17 protein-coding genes are annotated in these 20,974 nt (G+C 52.3%); 10 read left to right on the forward strand and 7 right to left on the reverse strand.

Going from position 1 to position 20,974, the window contains the following annotated elements; all coding sequences use genetic code 11:
- Positions 1–92: 92 nt before the first annotated feature.
- Entirely contained in the window at positions 93–1,469 is a 1,377-nt protein-coding gene (dbpA, locus tag FCL42_RS06000; protein WP_229359791.1) for an ATP-dependent RNA helicase DbpA, read from the reverse strand.
- 270 nt (positions 1,470–1,739) lie between these two features.
- Complete coding sequence (phbB, locus tag FCL42_RS06005; RefSeq protein WP_136862488.1) at positions 1,740–2,477, reverse strand: acetoacetyl-CoA reductase; 738 nt, start codon at positions 2,475–2,477, stop codon at positions 1,740–1,742.
- Positions 2,478–2,710: 233 nt separating this feature from the next.
- On the opposite strand from phbB, the gene pyrB reads away from it, so the two are divergent.
- The 3 genes from pyrB to FCL42_RS06020 all read left to right on the forward strand — a co-directional run bounded on the left by pyrB (position 2,711) and on the right by FCL42_RS06020 (position 4,753).
- Positions 2,711–3,634, forward strand: coding sequence for an aspartate carbamoyltransferase (pyrB, locus tag FCL42_RS06010; protein ID WP_136862489.1), 924 nt, complete (start codon positions 2,711–2,713; stop codon positions 3,632–3,634).
- A 2-nt stretch (positions 3,635–3,636) separates the two neighbouring features.
- Entirely contained in the window at positions 3,637–4,098 is a 462-nt protein-coding gene (pyrI, locus tag FCL42_RS06015; protein ID WP_136862490.1) for an aspartate carbamoyltransferase regulatory subunit, read from the forward strand.
- Positions 4,099–4,375: 277 nt separating this feature from the next.
- Positions 4,376–4,753, forward strand: a complete 378-nt coding sequence (locus FCL42_RS06020) for a hypothetical protein (protein WP_136862491.1) — start codon at positions 4,376–4,378, stop codon at positions 4,751–4,753.
- A gap of 57 nt (positions 4,754–4,810) precedes the next feature.
- Here FCL42_RS06020 and FCL42_RS06025 read toward each other — a convergent pair whose 3' ends face one another.
- From FCL42_RS06025 to FCL42_RS06040, 4 genes are all read right to left on the reverse strand, one after another.
- Positions 4,811–5,557, reverse strand: a complete 747-nt coding sequence (locus tag FCL42_RS06025; protein ID WP_136862492.1) for a response regulator transcription factor — start codon at positions 5,555–5,557, stop codon at positions 4,811–4,813.
- Positions 5,558–5,604: 47 nt separating this feature from the next.
- The gene (locus tag FCL42_RS06030) at positions 5,605–7,350 is read right to left on the reverse strand and encodes a hypothetical protein (RefSeq protein ID WP_136862493.1); all 1,746 of its coding nucleotides are present in this window, start codon (positions 7,348–7,350) and stop codon (positions 5,605–5,607) included.
- Positions 7,351–7,595: 245 nt separating this feature from the next.
- Positions 7,596–8,411, reverse strand: coding sequence for a DUF2797 domain-containing protein (locus FCL42_RS06035; RefSeq protein ID WP_136862494.1), 816 nt, complete (start codon positions 8,409–8,411; stop codon positions 7,596–7,598).
- A gap of 80 nt (positions 8,412–8,491) precedes the next feature.
- On the reverse strand, positions 8,492–8,770 hold the full coding sequence (locus FCL42_RS06040; RefSeq protein WP_136862495.1) for a YihD family protein: 279 nt from the start codon (positions 8,768–8,770) through the stop codon (positions 8,492–8,494).
- 334 nt (positions 8,771–9,104) lie between these two features.
- On the opposite strand from FCL42_RS06040, the gene FCL42_RS06045 reads away from it, so the two are divergent.
- Positions 9,105–10,229: a hypothetical protein gene (locus tag FCL42_RS06045; RefSeq protein ID WP_407644365.1), complete on the forward strand. Its 1,125-nt coding sequence runs from the start codon at positions 9,105–9,107 to the stop codon at positions 10,227–10,229.
- A 651-nt stretch (positions 10,230–10,880) separates the two neighbouring features.
- Here FCL42_RS06045 and FCL42_RS06050 read toward each other — a convergent pair.
- Positions 10,881–12,416 carry a sigma-54 interaction domain-containing protein gene (locus tag FCL42_RS06050; protein WP_136862497.1) on the reverse strand — a complete coding sequence of 512 codons (1,536 nt, stop codon included), beginning with the start codon at positions 12,414–12,416 and terminating at the stop codon, positions 10,881–10,883.
- A gap of 513 nt (positions 12,417–12,929) precedes the next feature.
- On the opposite strand from FCL42_RS06050, the gene FCL42_RS06055 reads away from it, so the two are divergent.
- The 6 genes from FCL42_RS06055 (at position 12,930) to FCL42_RS06080 (ending at position 20,891) form a co-directional block, all read left to right on the forward strand.
- On the forward strand, positions 12,930–14,576 hold the full coding sequence (locus FCL42_RS06055) for an HAL/PAL/TAL family ammonia-lyase (protein ID WP_229359792.1): 1,647 nt from the start codon (positions 12,930–12,932) through the stop codon (positions 14,574–14,576).
- Positions 14,577–14,889: 313 nt separating this feature from the next.
- Positions 14,890–16,452 (forward strand): flavocytochrome c, encoded by a 1,563-nt coding sequence (locus FCL42_RS06060; RefSeq protein ID WP_136862498.1) that lies wholly within the window; start codon positions 14,890–14,892, stop codon positions 16,450–16,452.
- Between the two features lie 26 nt (positions 16,453–16,478).
- The gene (locus tag FCL42_RS06065; RefSeq protein WP_136862499.1) at positions 16,479–16,871 is read left to right on the forward strand and encodes a cytochrome c3 family protein; all 393 of its coding nucleotides are present in this window, start codon (positions 16,479–16,481) and stop codon (positions 16,869–16,871) included.
- 235 nt (positions 16,872–17,106) lie between these two features.
- On the forward strand, positions 17,107–17,910 hold the full coding sequence (locus FCL42_RS06070) for an HAD-IIB family hydrolase (protein WP_169308304.1): 804 nt from the start codon (positions 17,107–17,109) through the stop codon (positions 17,908–17,910).
- A 57-nt stretch (positions 17,911–17,967) separates the two neighbouring features.
- A complete protein-coding gene (locus tag FCL42_RS06075; RefSeq protein ID WP_136862501.1) occupies positions 17,968–19,197 on the forward strand; it encodes a glycosyltransferase family protein in 1,230 nt (409 codons plus the stop codon).
- Positions 19,194–20,891: an alpha-amylase family glycosyl hydrolase gene (locus FCL42_RS06080; RefSeq protein ID WP_136862502.1), complete on the forward strand. Its 1,698-nt coding sequence runs from the start codon at positions 19,194–19,196 to the stop codon at positions 20,889–20,891. Before FCL42_RS06075 ends, FCL42_RS06080 begins: the two co-directional genes overlap by 4 nt.
- Positions 20,892–20,974: the final 83 nt, after the last annotated feature.

The raw sequence follows: 20,974 nt of genomic DNA on the forward strand, positions 1-20,974 counted from the left end.
TGTATTTCAAACTCTGACAGGGTGGATCCAGAGTTAGGTAAATCTACGTAAAGAGTGTGTCACAGCTTGACACAACTCTCAGTCGCTGGGGCTTATTTGTGCTGGCGCACAACTAATTTTCTCCCTTTGATTTTATCGTTCTGAAGCAGCTTCAGCGCCTTGCTGGCCACCTTGCGATCCACCGCCACATAGGAGAGGCGATCCATCACGGTGATCTTGCCTACCGACTTACCCTCAATCACCTTTTTCGACGTCAACGCGCCAAGGATGTCACCGGGGCGCAGCTTGCTTTTGCGACCGGCGCCAATAGACAGAGTCACCATAGGTGGCTGCAGATGCAGCTGCTTAGGCTCTGGCAAAGAGTCGGCTTCAATTCGTTGAAACTCATGGCCTTGCAGCTCTTCAATCTCCAGCACCCGATGAATTTCACCACCCGCTGCTAGGGTGATCGCCATGCCCTTGCTGCCAGCACGGCCGGTTCGGCCAATGCGATGCACATGCACCTCACTTTCGAACGCCACGTCGTAGTTGATCACCATCGATAGATCCTTGATATCCAAACCACGCGCCGCCACGTCGGTAGCCACCAGCACCGAAGCACTCTTATTGGCAAAACGCACCAGCATCTGATCTCGATCGCGCTGATCTTTATCACCGTGCAGCGCCACCACAGACACACCGGCATCTTCCAGCTCATCCGCCACCTGCTGACAGGCTCGCTTGGTGTTACAGAACACCACGGTGGACTCCGGCTTATAACGCCCCAATACCGCCTTTACCATGGATGCCTTGGCCGATGGCGGCACTTCAATCAGGCGCTGGGTGATCTGCTCTTGGATTTCGCTGCCTTCAATCTCAACCATCTTCGGCTGACGCTGCACTCGAGCCGCTAACTGTTCAATCTGTTCCGGATAGGTGGCGGAGAACAGCAGCGTCTGACGCTGATGAGGCAGGCGCTCTTTGATGGCATTAATGTCCGCTTCAAAGCCCATGTCCAGCATGCGATCGGCTTCATCAAGCACTAGGGTATTAAGATCGGCAAACTCCAGTCGACCGGCTTTGATGTGCTTCAAGATACGCCCGGGGGTACCCACAATAATGTGGGCACCATGCTCTAAGGAGCCGATCTGCGCCCCCATGGGCAGGCCACCACACAGAGTTAGCACCTTCACGTTGGCCATGGTACGAGCCAAACGCCGAATCTCCACCGCCACCTGATCGGCCAGCTCTCGGGTTGGACACAGCACCAACGCCTGAGTGGCAAACTGTTTAGGGTTGAGCTTATGCAGTACACCTAGCCCAAAGGCCACGGTTTTGCCGCTACCGGTTTTGGCTTTAGCGATGAGATCGCTACCTTCGAAGATCAGCGGCAATGCTTCCGCCTGAATAGGCGTCATGGCCTCAAAGCCAAGCTGGCCGAGGTTTTCAAGCAGTGGTTTGGATAAAGGTAGGGTCGAGAAGGCAGTCATATTTACGCTCATAATAGAAGACGAAAAACGGTGGCAAACGGCCACAATGGGCGTCTCAGTACAGCGTAAAATGCCGCCGGGCTGGGACGAAGGGCGGCGACTATATCACCACCGACGAGCAAAAACATCTTTTTAAGGGGTTCAATTTCAGTCATTAAAAAAGGGCACCTAGGTGCCCAAACACTCACAATACCTTGACTAGGGCATGTTCATCGCTGCCAATCGACGGTTGATCGATAACCGCCTTTGGTCGCAAAGGTTCTTCTGGGCTTAATACATATGCATGCCGCCGTTTATCGACAGATCGCTGCCGGTCATAAAACTGGCACGCTCACTGGCTAAAAACGCCACCGCATGGGCGATCTCCGCCGGTTCACCTAAACGGCCAACGGGGATCTGACCTTTAATCGACTCCAATACCTCTTCAGGTACCTTGGCCACCATCTCAGTCATCACGTACCCCGGTGACAGGGTATTCACCGTGACTCCCTTACGCGCCAGCTCTTGGGACAGCGACATGGTAATGCCGTGGATGCCCGCCTTACTGGCGGCGTAATTAACCTGACCAAACTGGCCCTTGCGGCCATTCACCGAACTGATGTTAATGATGCGGCCATAGCCACGTTCCACCATGCAGGTACTGGCAATGCGGCACATGTTAAAGGTGCCCGTCAGGTTGGTGTCGATCACCTGCTGCCACAGATCTGGAGTCATCTTTTTCAATACTTTGTCTTTAGTAATGCCTGCGGCATTCACCAGTACCGAAATGGGCCCCACCACCTCTTCTGCGCTAATGAAGCTGTGGAAGCAGCTCTCATAATCCGATACGTCCATATACGCCAGTTCAAAATCAAAACCCTGAGCCTGCTGCTGCTCCAACCACAGGGTGGCTTTTTCCTTATTGCGATAGCCAGCAATCACCTTCATGCCCTGCGCTGCTAACTCTCGGCAAATTGCGGTTCCGATGCCGCCGGTACCGCCAGTGACCATTGCTACGTGTTGATTCATTGTGACTCTCCGTGTGCTTGTGAATGCGGTTAAGATCGCTCAGGTTCGATGACAAGCGCACGACAGCTGGATGACCAAGCTGTGAATCAAATTCGACCGGTTTTATGACAATAAAAGTGGCTGAAATTCAGTAGGCTCTATATGGGCTTCCAGCCATCAAGCTGCTAGAATACCCATCCGGCTGTGTCTGGCCCGCAGACACATTCGGTGAATGCCGATACGAGAGAATCAGCATGACAAATCCTCTGTACAATAAGAATATTATCTCCATCGCGGACCTATCCCGCAGCGATCTTGAATTGATCGTCTCCACCGCTCAATCCATTAAACAGACCCCACGACCCAATTTGCTTGCCGGCAAAGTGATCGCCAGCTGCTTCTTCGAAGCATCGACTCGGACTCGCCTCTCCTTTGAGACAGCCGTTCAGCGCCTTGGCGGCACCATCATCGGCTTCGATTCTGGCGGCAACACCTCACTGGCACAAAAAGGGGAAACTCTGGCGGACTCAGTGCAGGTTATCTCCTCCTACAGCGACGCCTTCTTCATGCGCCACCCTCAAGAGGGTGCGGCTCGACTGGCCAGCGAATTCTCTAACGTGCCGGTAATCAACGGCGGTGACGGTGCCAACCAGCACCCGACTCAAACCCTGCTGGATCTGTTCACCATCTACGAAACCCAAGGCACCTTAGAGGGGCTGAAAGTGGCCTTCGTTGGTGACCTGAAATATGGCCGCACCGTGCACTCACTGGCACAAGCGCTGTCATTGTTCGGTTGTCAGTTCTACTTTGTGGCCCCAGAGCCACTGAAGATGCCTGATTACCTATGTAACGAATTAACCGAAGCCGACATTCCATTTACCCATGTGGATGATCTGGAATCGGTGCTACCAGAGCTGGACGTGCTCTACATGACCCGAGTCCAGAAAGAGCGCTTCGATCCCACTGAGTATCAGCACATGAAATCCAAATATGTGCTTACCGCCAGCATGCTGAGTGACGTCAAAGACAACCTGAAGATTCTGCACCCACTGCCTCGCATCGACGAGATCACCACCGATGTGGACGCCACCCCTTACGCCTACTATTTCCAGCAGGCGGAAAACGGAGTCTATGCACGCCAGGCACTGCTGGCACTGGTTTTGAGTGAGGAGGCATAATCATGGCGAAAAATAAGCTGAAAGTGGAAGCCATTGAGCATGGCACCGTAATCGATCACATCCCAGCGGGCATGGGGGTGCGCATCCTAAAATTCTTCTCCCTTACCGACAAGAACGAGCGCATCACCGTAGGTTTAAACCTACGCACCAGCGACAACGGCAGTAAAGATCTGATCAAGGTGGAAAACACCGTCTTCACGCAAGATCAAGCCAACCAGCTAGCTCTGTTTGCCAGTGAAGCCACCATCAACGAAATTCGCAACTTTGAGGTGGTGGGCAAGTTTAAGGTGGCTCTGCCAGAGTCCATCGAAGGGGTGTTAAAGTGCCCCAACGCGAACTGCATCACTCATCACGAGCCGGCGTCCACCAAGTTTTATGTGAAAGACAAAGGATCCCGCGTGGATCTGAAGTGTCACTACTGTGAAAAAGCCTTTGAGTCGGAGTTCTTCGACGAACTGAACTGATTCCTATAAGCGATCGATATTGCCGCAGCCTTATTAACCAAGCTGCGGCATTCTTCCCCATACCGGTTCTAAAGCAGCCCAGATGCGGTTACTTATTAATTTTCCCTGACCGGACAACAGAATAAATTATTAACCAGTTCGGATCTCAGATCGGCGATCCTAATCTAGGTGCCCTGCAAAATTGGCAATCCCTCTACCCTTGGGCTAAAGTAGCGCCGCAAACTTGGTTGGCGCTGTTGCCCCAAGCGGCACTTGTTCACTATTAAGAGATACAGAGATGAAAATTACCCCAGTTGCGGAGTTCGCAAAACCTGAGATCAAAGCTCACCACAAGCCTCGCCACCTGAAGAAGATGGCCATCGGTGAGTTTGCCTCGACCTGTATCCACATCCGCTTCGAAGCGGACATCAACGAGTTCGATAAGCTGGACGAAGCGGTGTTCAACGCTGCCAACGACACCGTGGGCACCTTCCTGGCGTTCTTCAACAACCAGTACCACATCGCCATCCACTTCTTCACTGCCGAAGCGGAAATCGAAACCGAAGCCAAGCGCATCGCTGACATCGTTACTGCCACTCTGGGCAGCACTCCAGAGGTGACCATCTTCGCCGGTGACGAAAACTACGGCGACTGGGATGCCACCTTCGAGCAGTAAGCTTTACCAGCGCTCGACATGACAAAAAACGCCTCACAAAGTGAGGCGTTTTGCTTTTCAGTAGAGTGACAACACTCCCAGTTTCAGTGCTTTGGCCACCAGATGAATGCGGTTGCTGGCCCCAAGTTTTTGCTTTAGACCATCGATGTGGTACTCCACTCCACGGCGACTGAGATGCAACTGCTCGGCAATCTCATTGCTACCAACCCCATCAGCAAGCAGCTTCAATACCGTCATCGATGACGGCGACAACAGCTGAGCGTCAGTCCAAGGATTTAGCTCCTCATAATGGCTGGCCACCAACTGTTTGTGGGTTTGCATAAGCAGCGTATCCAATTTGCCGTCAGCCTGAGGTAACTCTTTATTGGGGCTACATAACCAAAAAAAGCCCACTAGGCCTTTACGAAACTCATCCTCAATGGCGAGGCAGTACTCATGCTCAATGCCATGAGCCTTTAAACCCGACTCTATCGCTTTCTCTACCCGTCCTTGGCATTTAGAGTGGTACTCAGCCAGTTCGAAAAAGTCTCCAGGATAAAATCTTTTATCGTATTCAGCAAAACGCTGAAGATAGACCTTTTGGAACTGAAGAGCCCGCTTGTCACCACTAAACAGGTAGTGCTTTTTACTGATCACCCGAGGGCTACAACGATCGTAATCGATAAGCTCTGCAAATTCGGGAGCGATCTGTTGACCCGGAGAGATCCGATAAAACAGCGTGTAATAGCAAGAGTGAAACCCAAATTGCCGTAACTGCTTCATCAGCGTATCAAACCGCTCCGACGGTATTCGACGCGTTAACATAACCACACTCACAATAAGCGCCCCATACTTGAGGCGCTGTTTCTCTGTTATTTTCCGCCAATCAGAATGTCATTCGCATTGGCATGACAGCTCACACAAGCATAAGGATCAGGTAAGGTTTTACTTTGACCTATGCCGTGCTTTTCGAACGGATGTGCCGTGCGATTGGCGGTATTGGCATCGCCATGGCCCACCATATCGAAGTGACAGCGATAACAGCCGGACTTCTGATCGTGTCCCCACTTAGCGCCATTGTTACCGTGGCATTCAGCGCACTTAGCTGGCTCCAATGCATCGTCCATCGCCAGATCTTTATGCACACTAAAGTCCATGTCCTGAGAGGAGTGGCACTGGCCGCAGTTAGCCACCTGCCAGCCAAAGTGCTCCGACGTTAGCGGAGAAGAAGGCTCTAGCACGTGATGACGAGTGGCGCGGTAGGGGTCGTTATCGTCCCCAGCGGTAAACTCCTGAACCTCGTAGTAAGAGCGGTAAAAATCGGCATATTGGAAGATAACCAGATTCGGGCTGGCCAGCACCGCCATGTCTCCCACAATGTGGGGAGAGTAATCCCAAGGGGAAGTGCCAAGACGTTCATGCATGGCACTGTCGGTCCAGTTGTAGTTCCAGCCATAAAAGCCACTGGAGTAGAGACCATCGATGTCATTGATGGCGTAAGTATCGACATTGGTATTGGTATCCAGAGTTGGCCACAGGATCAAGCTACCGGAGTGACCCGCCACGTCATTCAATGACAGAGCCACATCCGCCATGGTGATCACGCCATCATAGAAGTAATCCGGGCGCAGGTTGTGCGCCTTCACCTCCACATTGCGGATGCTGTAATCTGGGGTGTAATCCCAGCAGATCAACCCCTCGATACCGCAACTAACAAAGTCGCCATCTTGCACGAAGCCGGTGTGGGTCATGGGTTCACCATTGGCATCCAATTGCGCTTCCGACAGTTCCGTAGTGAACGTTGAACTATAAGGGTCTTGGCGGTTGTACTCCTTAATGTAACGCTGCTCAAAGTCGATGTACTGATTCAAGCGCATGCCAGTCTGAACTCGAATTTCATCGATGATTAACTTGCCATCGTTGGCCTCAAGACGCGCAATTTCATCGCGCTGAGCCTGCTGATAGTGAGCCAATTCGTCTTCATCGATGGGAGCAAAACCGATGTTCATCTTGTTCTTTACTAAGATCTCATCGGCGCGAAAGTTACCAATAAACTCAAGCCCCCAATTGTTGGCCGCGGTTTCATCACCACCGTCATAATCGCGGACGGTGAGCCAGTTCTCTTGGCCATTGACGCTCACCTGAAAGGTGCGACGCTCCGGTACCCAGCGATATTCCACATCCAGCTGGCAGCCAAACTCTTTGCCCCAGCGCTGGCAAATCTCATCTTGACGATTTTCCATGGCATAGATGATGGCATCGAACTCACTGAAATTACCCGGTTTAAAGGTCTTCACGTATTGGTTTTTAATGGATTCACCACCGTGATGCTGATCCAACCAATCAAGCACCTCATCACCGCTGATGACGATAGGCCGAGTCTTCGGCGCTTCAATGACCATGCCACCTTCATAGAAATAGAAGCCGCTGCCCTCATTCCAGTAGAGGTTAAAATGCTTACCACGCATGGAAAATTCAGGCTGGGTGCCAAACACCTTGGTGTCTTTTGTCGGTGGCTCAGGGGTGGGCGGTGTTACCTCTCCCTTGGTATCGCTGTCGCTGCCACAGGCAACCAACAAAGCGACCAAACTGGCTGCGCCCCAATGTTTTATTTTCATCATTATCTCCATATTCTCGAATACCGTTACCGGCAACACCGGGAGAATAGGGAGGAAAAATCTCTAAATATCTGCGCCACTGACCATTGACAAATCACTAAAATCCTTAGTGGTGAATTCAATCTTGAGTCGTAGGGTGAAATTCGAAACTCTGTTCTCGTTATGAAGTTATATCTGTGATCCTAAAGCTCATCAAAAATAAAAAAAGCGCCGATCTTGGCGCTTATTTTACAAGGGCAGACGGACTACGAATGGGACACTTGCACTTCGTAACCGGTGAACTTACGAATATTGATCACTCCGGTATCGAAGATAAGATATTGGCCCTTAATCCCCAATAAGATGCCAGAGACCTCCGGCGTTTTATCGAAATTGTGGGAGGCTACTTTCACCGGCCATTGCTGCACCGGATAATCGATCTCTAGGATGTTATCGTCCAAGCGCTCAATGGCGTCGTCACCAAATTCAGCACAGATCGCCGCCAGCTTGGCTTCAATTTGCGGGATCAACTCCGCGGCACAGGCCTTAAGATCCATAGGATCATTGTTGCCTTTGAGCATGGCACGCCAGTTGGTTTTATCGTTGATAAACTCCGCAAGGGCAATTTCAACCAAACCGGAAATATGGCGACTGCGCACCTTAAAGATAGGCAATCCTTGAGTGGCGCCCTGATCGATCCAGCGGGTTGGCAGTTGGGTGTGGCGGGTAATGCCCACCTTGAGCCCTGAAGTGTTCGACAAGTACACATAGTGGGGCACCATACATTGCGCTTCTCCCCACTCTGGCTCGCGGCAGGTTCCCGCCGCAAAATGACAGGTTTCCGGCTTCATGATGCACATATCGCAGCGAGCCAGTTTCTTCATGCAGGGAAAGCAGTGTCCCTGTGAGTAACTCTTATTGGTCTTACGGCCACAGGCATCGCAGTAGATGTTTCCGGTATAGCTCAACGTGAGTGTTTGGCCAATAAGGCCATTCAAAGGCAGGTTTTGTTCTCCGACACGCAGGCCATATTGCACGTCACCAGCCAGTTGGCCGGACATTTTCTTTAGCGTTCCAAGCATAATGATGTCTTTTTATTTTTAAGCAGAATAGGCTCAGTGTAACGGCGGCGGCCTAAGCAGATCCACCGCCCTCTCTTATTCTACTTTTCCTCTTCGATGCCGCGAGCCTTCAGCAAGGCTCCTTTCCAATCGAAGTCTTCCACGTAGTCCTTCTGAATGCCTGGAATCATCGCCCCTTTATCGGAATCTCCCATCTTTAGCTGGTAGATCAGCATGTCGTCCGTCAGCTCCGATAACGGCCCCTCAAAGCCCGCCTCTTTGGCGATAAGCTCCAGCATCTGCACTAGGTTTAGCTCCTGATTTTTCTGCCATTTAGGCTCAAGAAGCTCTAATAATTCTTCGATACGATGACAGGCCATGGTCTCTCCTTACTACCTGGATTGTGGCTATCTGAACGGGATTTCTATCGCAAAGCATAACCGCCATCGACTCCAGTTTCGACCGTCAGAGTCAATTCACAGCGAAGTTTCTACAACACAATAACAGTTTGCGCTAGGCCACAAAAAATTGTTAACAAGCCATGAGATATCGTTGATTAAACGATATCTCGTAACCAGCTTGTCACCATATTTCGTTTTTGCCGATGCCAATTCAACTATTTTCGCCTTTATCCAGCCAATTTAGATATTGGCATAGCCTTCGCTCTATTCAAATTACAACAGTAAATATAATTAGGTGAAAATAATGAGCAATATGCGTTTAAAGAAAACTGCGGTAGCGGTTTCTCTATTAATGGCGTCCCTAAACATCAACAGTGCGGTGGCTGAAGATGGAATGAACATTGGCGGCTCAGTGCGCGTTAATTACGGCATGAAGTTGTACGATGACCAATCTAAAGATAAAGGCGGTGATCTTAATTTCGACGTATTAACCCTAAAGTTTGACGGAACTCACGGTGATTGGGGTTTATCCAGCGAATACCGCTTTGCTTCCGGCAAAAACTTCATCAAATGGGGTTACGGCTACTACAACTTAGATCCTGAATGGCAATTCCAATTCGGTATCAACAAAGTTCCATTTGGTAACCCTGGCTTTATCTCTAACAGCTGGTGGTTCGGCCTGCCGTACTACCTTGGCTTCGAAGATGACTTCGATGTGGGCGCCAAGGCGGTTTACGACAACGGCAAATGGCACACCGACATCGCCTTCTACAAAAACGGCGAATACAACTCTGGCGACACCAAAGCCTACGCCCCAGACATCTTCAACGGCACCGTGGCTGGCACCGAGTACAACAACCAAGAAACCAACCAGCTTAACCTACGCCAAACCTACACCCTATCTGAAGGTGACCTGAAGATGGTGATGGGCGGCTCTGTAGAGTACGGCCAGATCTACAACACCAAAACCGAGAAAAATGGCGACCGCTACGCTGTAGCTCTGCACATGGATGCGGGCTACCAAGGCTGGAAACTGCAACTGCAAGCGATGCAGTATGAGTTCGACGCTGAAAACCCAGAAGGCATGGACAACAACAAGATTGGTCTGGGCGGCGCTGGCTGGCAATACGAAGTGGCCTCTAAGGGTCAGATCTACTCTGTTAACCTAGCCAAAACTCTGCCGACCTCTTGGGGCAGCGTGAAGATCTACAACGACTTTGGCGTTATGACGCCAGATACCGATGACAACAGCTTCGACAACAGCTACCAGAACGTGACCGGTGCCGCTTTCTCTGCGGGTCCTATCTACATCATGGCCGATTACATCATGGGTAAAAACATGACCTTCTCCACCGAGAAGAACGACCACGTAGGCTTGGCCTCCAACGGCGGTGGCTGGGATCAGCGCATCAACATCAATTTCGGCTACTACTTCTAGGATGAATTGAGCTTTTAGGGGCAGGAATTTGGCCTTGAGAAACGCCCTCTCAATTAAGGAAAGCGACTGCAGGCTTAGTGGTTCTAAGTCAAAGTTGCTTAACGCAAAGTGAGAGGCGTTAATCTGGCACCCTGAGTGCGTACCCGGATAGTGCTCTTAGACAGAAATATGGGTGATTTAAATATCATCTCTTTCAGTCACAAAGCCTGGCTCTGAAGGCCAATACATCCTAACATTCGTTCCTGTAGTCAAAGCCAAAGCCACCGCAACGCGGTGGCTTTTTTTGATTCAGAAAAACGCTATTTAACAACGGTCTTAAGCAGTTCACATCGGGTTCGCAGTTTTGCCTCCGCCGGGCAAGGGGTTCCCCCTCTGCACTCCCCTTTGCCGATAACAGGACGTACTCCCTCACTCCTACTTGCATTACGCTAAAGCATCGGTCCGATGCGCCGTCCCTGACTTAACGGCCCTCTCGGACATCCTGTCCTCGGCTTTGCTCCATCGCAGTGTCATTTCGGCGTCCTGAGTCGGCCCTTTGGTGCTCGCATCTTACTAAACCTGTAAGGAATAGTTAGCGAAAACGGCTCCAGATATGAAACTTACCAGCCCTAAAACCATGCTCTAATTCAATTTGTTTTTAATGGTTTAGTCTTAAAGAATGCCCAGCTTTTTCATGCGGCTACGCAGAGTGTTAGGGTGAATATCCAACTTCTCCGCTGCGCCCCCTTGACCATGAATCTTACCTCCGGTCACGCGCAGCGCATGCTCAATGTACTTCGCAGTCATCATATCCAAAGACACCAGTTGATCTGTGGCTCGGCTGGGGTCGATCACTATGGTCTGGTTGCTGGTCATCGGCAGCGACTCTGCCACCTCCACGGGTCCTAAGAAATCAAATTGCAGCGGTGCACCTCGAGATTGGATCATGGCACGCTCTACGGCGTTCACCAGCTCTCGTACGTTACCTGGCCAGTTGTAGTTTTGCAGCTTAGCCAGTTGCTCCGGCGCAATGGAAGGCAGGCGATCCAGATTAAACCGTCCCAAAAACTGCTCTAGTAGATGGTGCACCAACAATGGTACGTCCTGACGACGATGACGCAGAGGCGGAATGGCAATTGGGAATACACTCAGGCGATACCAGAGGTCTTCGCGGAAGGTGCCCTCTTTCATCATCTCCTGCAGATCTCGGTGAGTAGCAGCCACAATACGAATGTCCAGCTCCACCGGCTCAACGCCACCCACACGAACAATGGTGCGGCTTTGAAGCACACGCAGCAGTCTGACTTGGGCCGACAACGGCAGTTCCCCAAGCTCGTCTAAAAAGATGGTGCCGCCATTAGCTTGCTCAAAGTAACCCTGCTTGCGCTTCTCGGCGCCGGTAAAGGCCCCCTTTTCATAGCCAAACAGCTCAGAGTCGATCAAGGTGTCGGGAATGGCACCACAGTTCACTTTGATGAAAGGCTTGTGGGCCCGAGCGGAGCGAGTATGGATGGCATTGGCGATCACCTCTTTACCGCAGCCAGTCTCCCCTTGAATCAGCACCGTGCTGTCCAGAGGTGCAATGGCCTCAACCTGTTCCATCACCTGCTTTAAGCCACTGTTTGCACCAATCACGTCATCGCGACTGCCCATTGAACGGCGCAGAGTACGGTTCTCCGCTTCCAACTGCGCCTTTTCCGCCAGCAGATTACGCCCTTGAAGATTAAAGGCGGTCACCATGGCAAAGGGTTGATGCAGCGACTGCAACATATCTGCGTGACGGGCACGGAAGCTCTGCTCTTTATAGGAGTAGAAACCCACCACCCCAAGATGAAAGTCATCACAGTGCATTTTAAGCAAAATCAGCGACTTTACCTTGGGTAGTAGCTGGGACATCACGTGATGGGTCACGCTGTCCATATCGATGTAGTTAAGAATTAAGATCGGTGGACGCTCACCATTGTTCAACGCGTCACACATTTGTGGGGTCAGAGCGATGCGTCTATCCAGCAATTGACCGCCTTGGCGGTCGGCGTGGGCCACCATCTGTATCTCTTCGCTTTCTTGACGAAACAGATTGATGTACATGCCATCAATCGGCAGTTGCTGCTCAAGGTAATCAAAGCAGCTCTTGAGAGACCGGTCTAACTGCAGACTACTGGACAGCCGCTGAGTCACCTCAAAGAAGAATTTCAGCTCATTGGACATGGGCAGCCTCCATTATTTTTTGTAATGGACTATTTTAAGTGGCAAGGCCTGCTATTTCCGAGGAATGGATCAAGTATTAGAAAAGGCCAATTAGTAAAGTGAGTCGATAAATATTAATTCCAAATAAAATCCAAACAGAGTTTTATTTAAATCAAATATTAGAATGGGATCCAACCCATTTCACATTCTATTTAAAAGTTATCTCTGGCTCATAAATCACATCAAGATTTGAGCAAGCTCACAGCTTTTAGGGTGAAGTAAAATATTGATTCAATTACACTAAAAGAGCCTCCAAACTACCGAATCCATCAAGTAGTTAGATTTCGTAGTTACTACGAAATTCAGTAGAACAACACCACGAAATTTCGTAACTCTAAGTATCGGATCATAAATTCAGGGGTAAATCCCCTCTGTGGCCTGGCTGGTACATTACCTGCACTTGTTAGCTCAACAGCGATAGCACTGCGCTATCGAACATCTAAGTTAACAAGCAAAAAAGCTGGAGAATACAACGTGAAAGCAGTAGCAACTAAAGTCGCCATCGCCCTGGCACTCAGCCTAGGTGCCGGCGCCGCCTCAGCCAAAGACACCATCTCCCTGAACGGCTTCGACATGACTCTGGAGCAAGCTTGGTCCATCGCCGAAGGTGATGCCAAGGTCGACATCGCTCGCAAGGCAGAGAAACGCCTAGACAAAGCTTACGATACCCTGATGACCGCCGCTCGCTTAGGCAAGCCCGTTTACGGCCTGACCGTGGGCGTGGGTCTAAACAAAGACCACAAACTGTTTGATGCCAGTGGCGAAATGACCCCAGAAGCGCTGAAAGCTTCTAAAGAGTTCCAGATCAACGCACTGCGTGCTCACAGCGCCGGTATCGGCGAACCAATGCCAGCGGAGATGGTTCGCCTAGGCATGGCCATTCGTCTAAACACCCTACTGCACGGTCAAACCGGTGTTCAACCTGAAGTGGCCGAGCTGTACGAAGCCTACTTGAACCACGACATCATTCCTGTCATCCCATCAAAGGGTACCGTTGGCGAAGCGGACATCCTGCTGGCCTCTCACGTCGGTCTAGCAATGCTGGGTGAATGGGAAGTGTTCTACAAAGGCGAGCGCATGAGCTCAGCCAAAGCGATGAAGAAAGCGGGCATCAAGCCACTGGATCCTATCGGTAAAGATGCACTGTCCATTCTGTCTAACAACGCCTTCGCGACCGCTTACGCCATGCAAGGTTTGAAAGACGCTGAGCAAGTATTGAAAGTGGCACCAACCCTGTTTGGTCTGTCTCTGGAAGGTCTGAACGGTAACGTGGCACCATTCCTGCCACAGACCAATGGCGTACGCCCATTCCCATACGTTCAAGCGACCTCCAAAAACATCCTGAACCAGCTTGATGGCTCCTACCTGTGGGATCTGAACGACCAGCGCCCTCTGCAGGATCCACTGTCGTTCCGTACCACTGGCTACACCTTCGCCATGGCTGAAAAAGCGGCGGACGAGCTGGAGTCGATGCTGAAGATTCAGATCAACGCATCCGATGACAACCCAGCAGTAGTACTGAACCCTGAACAGGACTACACCCAGTACCCTCAAGTTGCTAAGTACCTGATCGACGGTAAAGGTGGCGTATTCCCAACCACCAACTTCAACCCTCTGCCAGTTGCCATGGCGGTTCAGCAGTTGAGCGTGGCCCTGACTCAGGTTTCCCACAACTCAGTCATGCGCACCACTCGCTTGTCTGACGATCACTTCACCAAGCTGCCACGCTTCCTGACTGCACCAGGCAACGTGGGCCACGCCTTTGGCGCGGTACAAAAAGCCTATGTGGATCTGCACGTACGCAACAAGCAGCTGGCGCAACCAGTCAGCTTCGAAGGGGTAGCCATCGCCGGTAACATCGAAGATACCTTCACCAACATGAAGTTGGCTTCTGACAACCTGATCGAGATCTCCGACAACCTAAGCAGCATCTTCGGCCTGGAACTATTCCACTCTGCTCAAGCGATTGACCTACGCAAGATGGACAACCCTAAGCTGAAGCTGGGTAAAGAAACCAACAAGATGTACAAAGCCTACCGTCAGCGCGTGACCTTCGTAGACAAGGATCGCCCTTACACTCCAGACTTCCGTGCTTCTACTGACTTCGTGAAACACTACTAAGCACGATAAATCATGACGCCAGCCGACCTCGGGGTCGGCTTTTTTATGATATCTCGCAACCATCACGCCCAAGCCACACAATCAACAACCCCAGACATTCAAATTTTCACTCCAAACCCGCAAAAACAAGATCAAGATCGCGACATCTTTTCCACTCCTAAAGAGGTATACGATATCTCGCAACCCCATCACCGAAATCTCGTACTCATGTGGTCAACCTCATAAATATTCAGGTTTTTCCCCTGAATTGTGCCGCTGGCACGCCCCCTGCAGTTATCAGAGCAAACAATGCCAACGAGCTCTGGAGAATCTGATGAGCAACAACCAATCCCCACTGGCGTCGCGTCGCGCGCTACTGAAACAAGGTGCCGCCCTAGCCGCTGGCATGGGCACCATGATGCTAACCCCTGCGGCGAATGCCAGCAGCAGCTGCAAACCCGCAGCAACCAAGTTCGATGAGATCTTCGATGTTATCGTGGTCGGCTCCGGCTTCGCCGGTATGTCTGCGGCGGTACAGGCGGCCGAGTCTGGCGCCAAAGTGCTGGTCATCGACAAGATGCCAGTCTTCGGTGGCAACTCCACCATCAATGGCGGTGCCATGGCCGTAGCAGGCTCGCCGCTGCAAGCCAAAGCGGGCGTGAAAGACAGCGTTAGCCTGATGGTGCAAGACATGCTGAAATCCGGTCGCGGCATGAACGACGTGGAAATGCTGAAGCTGGTGTGCGATGGCACCTCAGAGTCGGCCCAGTGGCTGGCTCAATACGGCACCGTGTGGAAACCGTTCGTACAGCACTTTGGCGGCCACTCGGTACCTCGAGTGTTACAAACCAAAGAGAGCTCCGGTGCTGGCATCATTCGCCCTCTAATCGCCGCTGCCGAGAAGCTGGGCGTCACCATGTACAAGCAAACCAAGCTAGAGTCCTTCATTCAAGATGCGGATGAACGTGTGGTGGGTGTAGAAGTGAAGCGCAACCACTTCTTCCAGAAATCTCGCAGCGGCACCCCAGCCAAACTGGGTGCTCGCAAAGGGGTGATCATGGCCACCGGTGGCTTTGGCCGCGACATCGATTTCCGTCAGATGCAGCAGCCACGCCTGACCAGCGAGCTGGACTCCACCAACCACCCAGGTGCTAATGCCGATGCCCTAAAACAGATGATGCTGATTGGCGCCAACCCGATCCACTTAGATCAGATCCAGCTGGGCCCATGGTCGTCACCGGACGAGAAAGGCTTTGGCACCGCATCTCAGTTCAACACCGCCGCCACCTACCAGAACGGCATCGTGGTCGATGTGCGCACCGGCGAGCGCTTCTTCAATGAACTGGCGGATCGCAAAGCCCGCGCCGAAGCGATCATGACCCGTCGTGATGACCAAGGTAAGCCGGTATACCCAATCGGATTCACCAACGCCAAGGGTGCCAAAAACGCACAAACCCTGGCCTGGGGCATGAAGTACGACGTGATCAAAAAAGCAGACACCCTCGAAGAGTTGGCCGCCCAGTACGATATCCCAGCAGACAAGCTTAAAGCTCAGGTTGCCCAGTGGAATCAGTTCGTTAAAGGCGGCGAAGACAAGCAATTTGGTCGCCCGCTAATGCAAGCATTCGAGCTAACTGAAGGCCCTTGGTACTCGGTTCGCATGTGGCCAAAAGTGCACTACTGCATGGGCGGCGTTCGCGTAAACACCCACTCTCAGGTGCTGCATCTGGTGAGCGACAAGCCGATTGAAGGTTTGTTTGCCGCTGGCGAAGCCACTGGCGGCATTCACGGGGCTTCCCGACTGGGTGCCTGCGCTGTTGCCGAAGGGGTAGTGACTGGCCGTAATGCGGCACGCACCGCGGTGTCTGAAAAAGCCATCGACCTAAAACTGGCCTAAGTGTTCTGAAGAGTTAAGGAAATACCATGTTAATTCGTAACCTATCTATGGCCGTTGTGATTGCAGCCGTAACCATGGCAGCGCCGGCAATGGCAATTAAGATGCCGCTAAAGTCCTATCACAAAGAGATGTTCACCAATGATGATGGCAGCGTGGAATGCTCTGCCTGCCACGGTGACTCTAAGCGTTACAGCTTCCCCGATGAAGCCAAATGCATCAGCTGTCACGGCGACAAAGCCAGCCTAGCCGAAGAGACCGCCCGTCCCGGCCACGGCGCTGAGTTTGAGCCTAACCCTCACGACAGCCTGCACTACGGCCAAGATCTGAGCTGCGTCTACTGCCACTCAGAGCATAAGAAGCCAAAGGTGTACTGCAACCAGTGTCACGAGTTCAAATACCCAGACATGAAACGTAAGTAACCCAACCAGACCTCGGCCGTGTCTCATCATCCACGACCGAGGTTTATCCATTCATCAGCACTGATTATTCATAGATAAAACCCAGCCCCCATGGCGCTAAAGCGCTCCAATTACGCCCCTTAATCCCATCTACCTCCTTTTGGTTAATCTTCCAGAAGCGCTGTTTATTTGACCACGGCCCCGCTTCTATTGAATGGTTATTCATAACAAGTCGATAACCACCAAAGGAGTTCCCATGACCCTCACGCGCCCAGCTTTGGTGGTAGTCACCGATCTCGATGGCACCCTGCTGGATCATCATCACTACGATTTTGTTGCCGCGTTGCCCGCACTGGAGCGGCTGCGAAAACACCGAATCCCGGTGGTACTCAACACCAGCAAAACCCGAGCAGAAGTGCAGCAGTGGCGAGCACAACTGGATAACCATCACCCCTATGTCATTGAAAATGGTGGCGCCATTTTGTGGCCTACCGAACAAGGGGAGCGGGTGCAGTCTCTGGGTAAGCCCAGACACGCCATTCTTGAGGTGCTGGCACGAATACAAACTCAACTGTCCCTGACTCTAGAAGGGTTTTCTCACTGGACCACCGACGAGTTGATGACCCACACAGGCCTAGCTCAAGGCCCAGCGGAGCAAGCCATGGCAAGGCGCTACTCCGAACCACTGCTTTGGCCTAAAGAGCAGCCGCTCGAACGCTTTAGCCAAGCGCTGGCCGAGCACGATCTACAAGGACTCAGAGGAGGCCGTTTTTTGCACGTGCAGGGACAGCACGACAAAAGTGATGCGCTAGGGCCTCTGCGGGAGCATTACCACCATGAACTGGGGCAGGCGCCGGTGATCGTCGCTCTCGGCGATGGCGATAACGACAGAGCCATGTTGGCGCAAGCGGATTGGGCGGTGGTGATACGAAGCCCCAACCACTCACCGCTGCAGGTGGATGCCAAAGCAGGCCGCAAAACCATGCTGCCCGCCGGCATCGGCCCCTTCGGCTGGAATCAAGCAATTCACCATATTTTGGATCACTACCAGTTCGACTAAGACCACGCACGGCAGTGTCAGCTCAACAACACTCGATGGGATTTTAGGGAGATAACCATGGGCGATTTTTACCAAAATGGGGTGATCACCACCCTGCACAACTTAACTCAGCGCCCCACCGAAGCGCTGGAAGCGGAACTGACTGAATTCTCCCGCACGCGGCCCATGAGCCTGGTCTTGCCTTCACTTTATAGTGAGCTTCAGGGGCCAGCGCTGGACAACATCGTCGAGGAGCTAAAGCAGGTGCCCTATCTGGACGAGATTGTTATCGGCTTAGACCGAGCCGACAGAGATCAATATCGTCATGCCCTGGATTTCTTCGGCCGCCTGCCCCAAAACCATCGCATCCTGTGGAACGACGGCCCCCGACTAAAAAAAATCGATGCCATGCTAAAGGCTCAGGGCCTTGCCCCCACAGAGCTTGGTAAGGGGCGCAACGTCTGGTATTGCCTAGGCTATGTGCTCGCCAAAGGCCGCGCCGAATCGGTGGCCATGCACGACTGTGACATCCTCACCTACGACCGCTCGCTGCTGGCTCGACTTATCTACCCGGTGGCCAACCCCACCTTCAACTATGAGTTTTGCAAGGGCTACTACGCCCGAGTGGCCGACGACAAACTCAATGGCCGGGTCACCCGACTGCTGGTCACGCCGCTTATTCGCTCCCTGAAAAAGATCTACGGCAATCTGGAATTCCTCGAGTATCTAGACAGTTTCCGCTACTCCCTCGCCGGAGAGTTCTCGTTTCGCATCGACGTCATTAACGATCTGCGCATTCCCAGCGACTGGGGCCTGGAGATCGGCGTGTTGTCTGAGGTGAACCGTAACTACGCCACCAATCGATTGTGCCAAGTGGACATCGCCGATTGTTACGATCACAAACATCAAGATCTCTCCAAAGAGGACGACAACGGCGGTCTCTCCAAGATGTCTATCGACATCGCTAAGGCGATATTTCGCAAGCTGGCCACCAACGGCGTGGTGTTCTCCACCGAGACCTTTCGCTCCATTAAGGCCACCTACTTCCGCATCGCCCTAGACTTCATCGAAACCTACCGTAACGACGCCGCCATCAATGGCTTAGAGTTTGATGTCCACAGCGAAGAGGAATCGGTGGAGCTGTTCGCCGAAAATGTGCTCAAGGCTGGATTGCACTTTCTGGAAAACCCGATGGAGAAGCCCTTCATTCCCAGCTGGAGCCGAGTTCGCAGCGCCGTGCCCGACATCTTTGAGCAGTTGATCGAAGCGGTAGAGCAAGACCACCAAGAGATGATGGGAAAACGATGACGCCACTGGCCACCAAACTTCAGGATCACCTGCAGCGGATCTACCCAGGTGGGGACAACAGCGTGCTGGCCAAAGCACTGATGAGTGCCATGGCGCCAGCCGAACCCAAAGAGGCCCCCTCAGAGCTTTGGGATCAACAGGATGCGGTGCTGATAAGCTACGGCGACAACCTCGTGGCTAACGATGAGATGCCGCTGACCACCCTCAAGCACTTCATCGATGAACGCCTCTCTGGACAGTTCTCTATGCTGCACCTGCTGCCCTACTTCCCCTACAGCTCCGACGATGGTTTTGCGGTGGTGGATTATCTGGAAGTGAATCCCAAGCTGGGAGACTGGAGCCATGTGGAAGATCTAGGCCATCGGCTGGAGTTGGTTACCGATCTGGTAATAAACCACGCTTCCAGTCGCAGCCTGTGGTTTGAACAGTTTATCGAAGACAAAGAACCCGGACGCCACTATTTCGTTACCGCCAATCTCGATGACGACCTCAGCGCTGTGGTTCGCCCTCGCACCAGCGAACTGCTCAAGCCAGTGCGCACCGCCCGTGGGGATGAGTGGGTGTGGTGTACCTTCAGTCACGATCAGGTGGATCTGAATTTTCAGCAACCGCAGCTGTTGCTGGAGATGGTGCGAATACTGCGTCACTACCTTGATCATGGCAGCCGCATGATCCGCCTTGATGCCATCGCATTTCTCTGGAAATCCCCAGGCACAGACTGCCTCAACCTGCCGCAAACCCATGAAGTGGTTAGGCTACTGCGAACCCTAGTGGACGCGTATGCTCCCGGTAGCCTGCTGCTGACGGAAACCAACATTCCCAATCGTGACAACCTCAGCTATTTTGGGAACGGCAATGAAGCCCATCTGATCTACAACTTTGCTCTGCCGCCGCTGCTGCTCCAAGCGCTTATCAGTGGCAGCGCCGCTCACCTCAAGCGCTGGCAGATGGCGATGCCTCCAGCCCCCCAAGGCTGTAGCTATCTTAACTTTATTGCCTCTCACGATGGCATCGGCCTCAGGCCTGTGGAGTCCATTCTCTCGGAGCAAGAGACGCAGCAACTTATCGAACATGTGCAGGCGGTTGGTGGGCGCATCTCTTGGCGTAATGTAGACGGTCAAGCAGCCAAAGCCTACGAGCTCAATGTGTCGCTGTTTGATGCCTGTCATCATCCAGAATTTCAATTGCAGCGGTTTCTGTGCATCCACGCCATTATGTTGTCGCTGGAGGGCATTCCGGCCATCTACATTCATTCGCTTTTAGGCACCAGTAATGATCTGGATAAAGTGGCCAACACCGGCAGCCATCGCAGCATTAACCGCCACAACTGGAGCTGGGATGACCTTCAGCACAGGCTAAACACCCCTGACAGTCAGCATCACCAATGCTTTGAAGGGCTAAGTCGATTACTCAAGTACCGAGCGCAGCAGGAGGCATTCCACCCGAATGCCACCCAGTTCACCTTGCAACTGCCGGAGCCTCTGTTTGGGCTGTGGCGACAAAGTCAGGATCGCCGCCAAAGCATCTTCGCCATTGCCAACCTAAGCGACCGACCACAGCCCCTGCCGCTATCGAGTTTAAACCTCATAGATACCCACCCGTGGCGAGATCTCATCTCAGAAAAAGAGCTGAGAGACCCTCTGGCCAGCTTGACGTTAGCCCCCTACCAAGTGGTGTGGCTGAGCAATACATAATTCGCCACATTTAAACCACGACTTTAACCTTGGATTGACACCGTAAAGAGAATTTTGTCTGTAGACTGTAGCGCAATATTTTT

Origin of the sequence: Ferrimonas aestuarii (genome assembly GCF_005116665.1) — a bacterium.
GTDB lineage: Bacteria > Pseudomonadota > Gammaproteobacteria > Enterobacterales > Shewanellaceae > Ferrimonas > Ferrimonas aestuarii.

Coding starts and splice junctions, on each gene's coding strand:
- FCL42_RS06030 (WP_136862493.1), bottom strand. CDS start 7,350: ATGAAAATAAAACATTGGGGCGCAGCCAGTTTGGTCGCTTTGTTGGTT.
- dbpA (WP_229359791.1), bottom strand. CDS start 1,469: ATGACTGCCTTCTCGACCCTACCTTTATCCAAACCACTGCTTGAAAAC.
- FCL42_RS06045 (WP_407644365.1), top strand. CDS start 9,105: ATGCGTTTAAAGAAAACTGCGGTAGCGGTTTCTCTATTAATGGCGTCC.
- FCL42_RS06060 (WP_136862498.1), top strand. CDS start 14,890: ATGAGCAACAACCAATCCCCACTGGCGTCGCGTCGCGCGCTACTGAAA.
- FCL42_RS06040 (WP_136862495.1), bottom strand. CDS start 8,770: ATGGCCTGTCATCGTATCGAAGAATTATTAGAGCTTCTTGAGCCTAAA.
- FCL42_RS06070 (WP_169308304.1), top strand. CDS start 17,107: ATGACCCTCACGCGCCCAGCTTTGGTGGTAGTCACCGATCTCGATGGC.
- FCL42_RS06020 (WP_136862491.1), top strand. CDS start 4,376: ATGAAAATTACCCCAGTTGCGGAGTTCGCAAAACCTGAGATCAAAGCT.
- pyrI (WP_136862490.1), top strand. CDS start 3,637: ATGGCGAAAAATAAGCTGAAAGTGGAAGCCATTGAGCATGGCACCGTA.
- FCL42_RS06035 (WP_136862494.1), bottom strand. CDS start 8,411: ATGCTTGGAACGCTAAAGAAAATGTCCGGCCAACTGGCTGGTGACGTG.
- FCL42_RS06025 (WP_136862492.1), bottom strand. CDS start 5,557: ATGTTAACGCGTCGAATACCGTCGGAGCGGTTTGATACGCTGATGAAG.
- FCL42_RS06080 (WP_136862502.1), top strand. CDS start 19,194: ATGACGCCACTGGCCACCAAACTTCAGGATCACCTGCAGCGGATCTAC.
- FCL42_RS06050 (WP_136862497.1), bottom strand. CDS start 12,416: ATGTCCAATGAGCTGAAATTCTTCTTTGAGGTGACTCAGCGGCTGTCC.
- FCL42_RS06075 (WP_136862501.1), top strand. CDS start 17,968: ATGGGCGATTTTTACCAAAATGGGGTGATCACCACCCTGCACAACTTA.
- phbB (WP_136862488.1), bottom strand. CDS start 2,477: ATGAATCAACACGTAGCAATGGTCACTGGCGGTACCGGCGGCATCGGA.
- pyrB (WP_136862489.1), top strand. CDS start 2,711: ATGACAAATCCTCTGTACAATAAGAATATTATCTCCATCGCGGACCTA.
- FCL42_RS06065 (WP_136862499.1), top strand. CDS start 16,479: ATGTTAATTCGTAACCTATCTATGGCCGTTGTGATTGCAGCCGTAACC.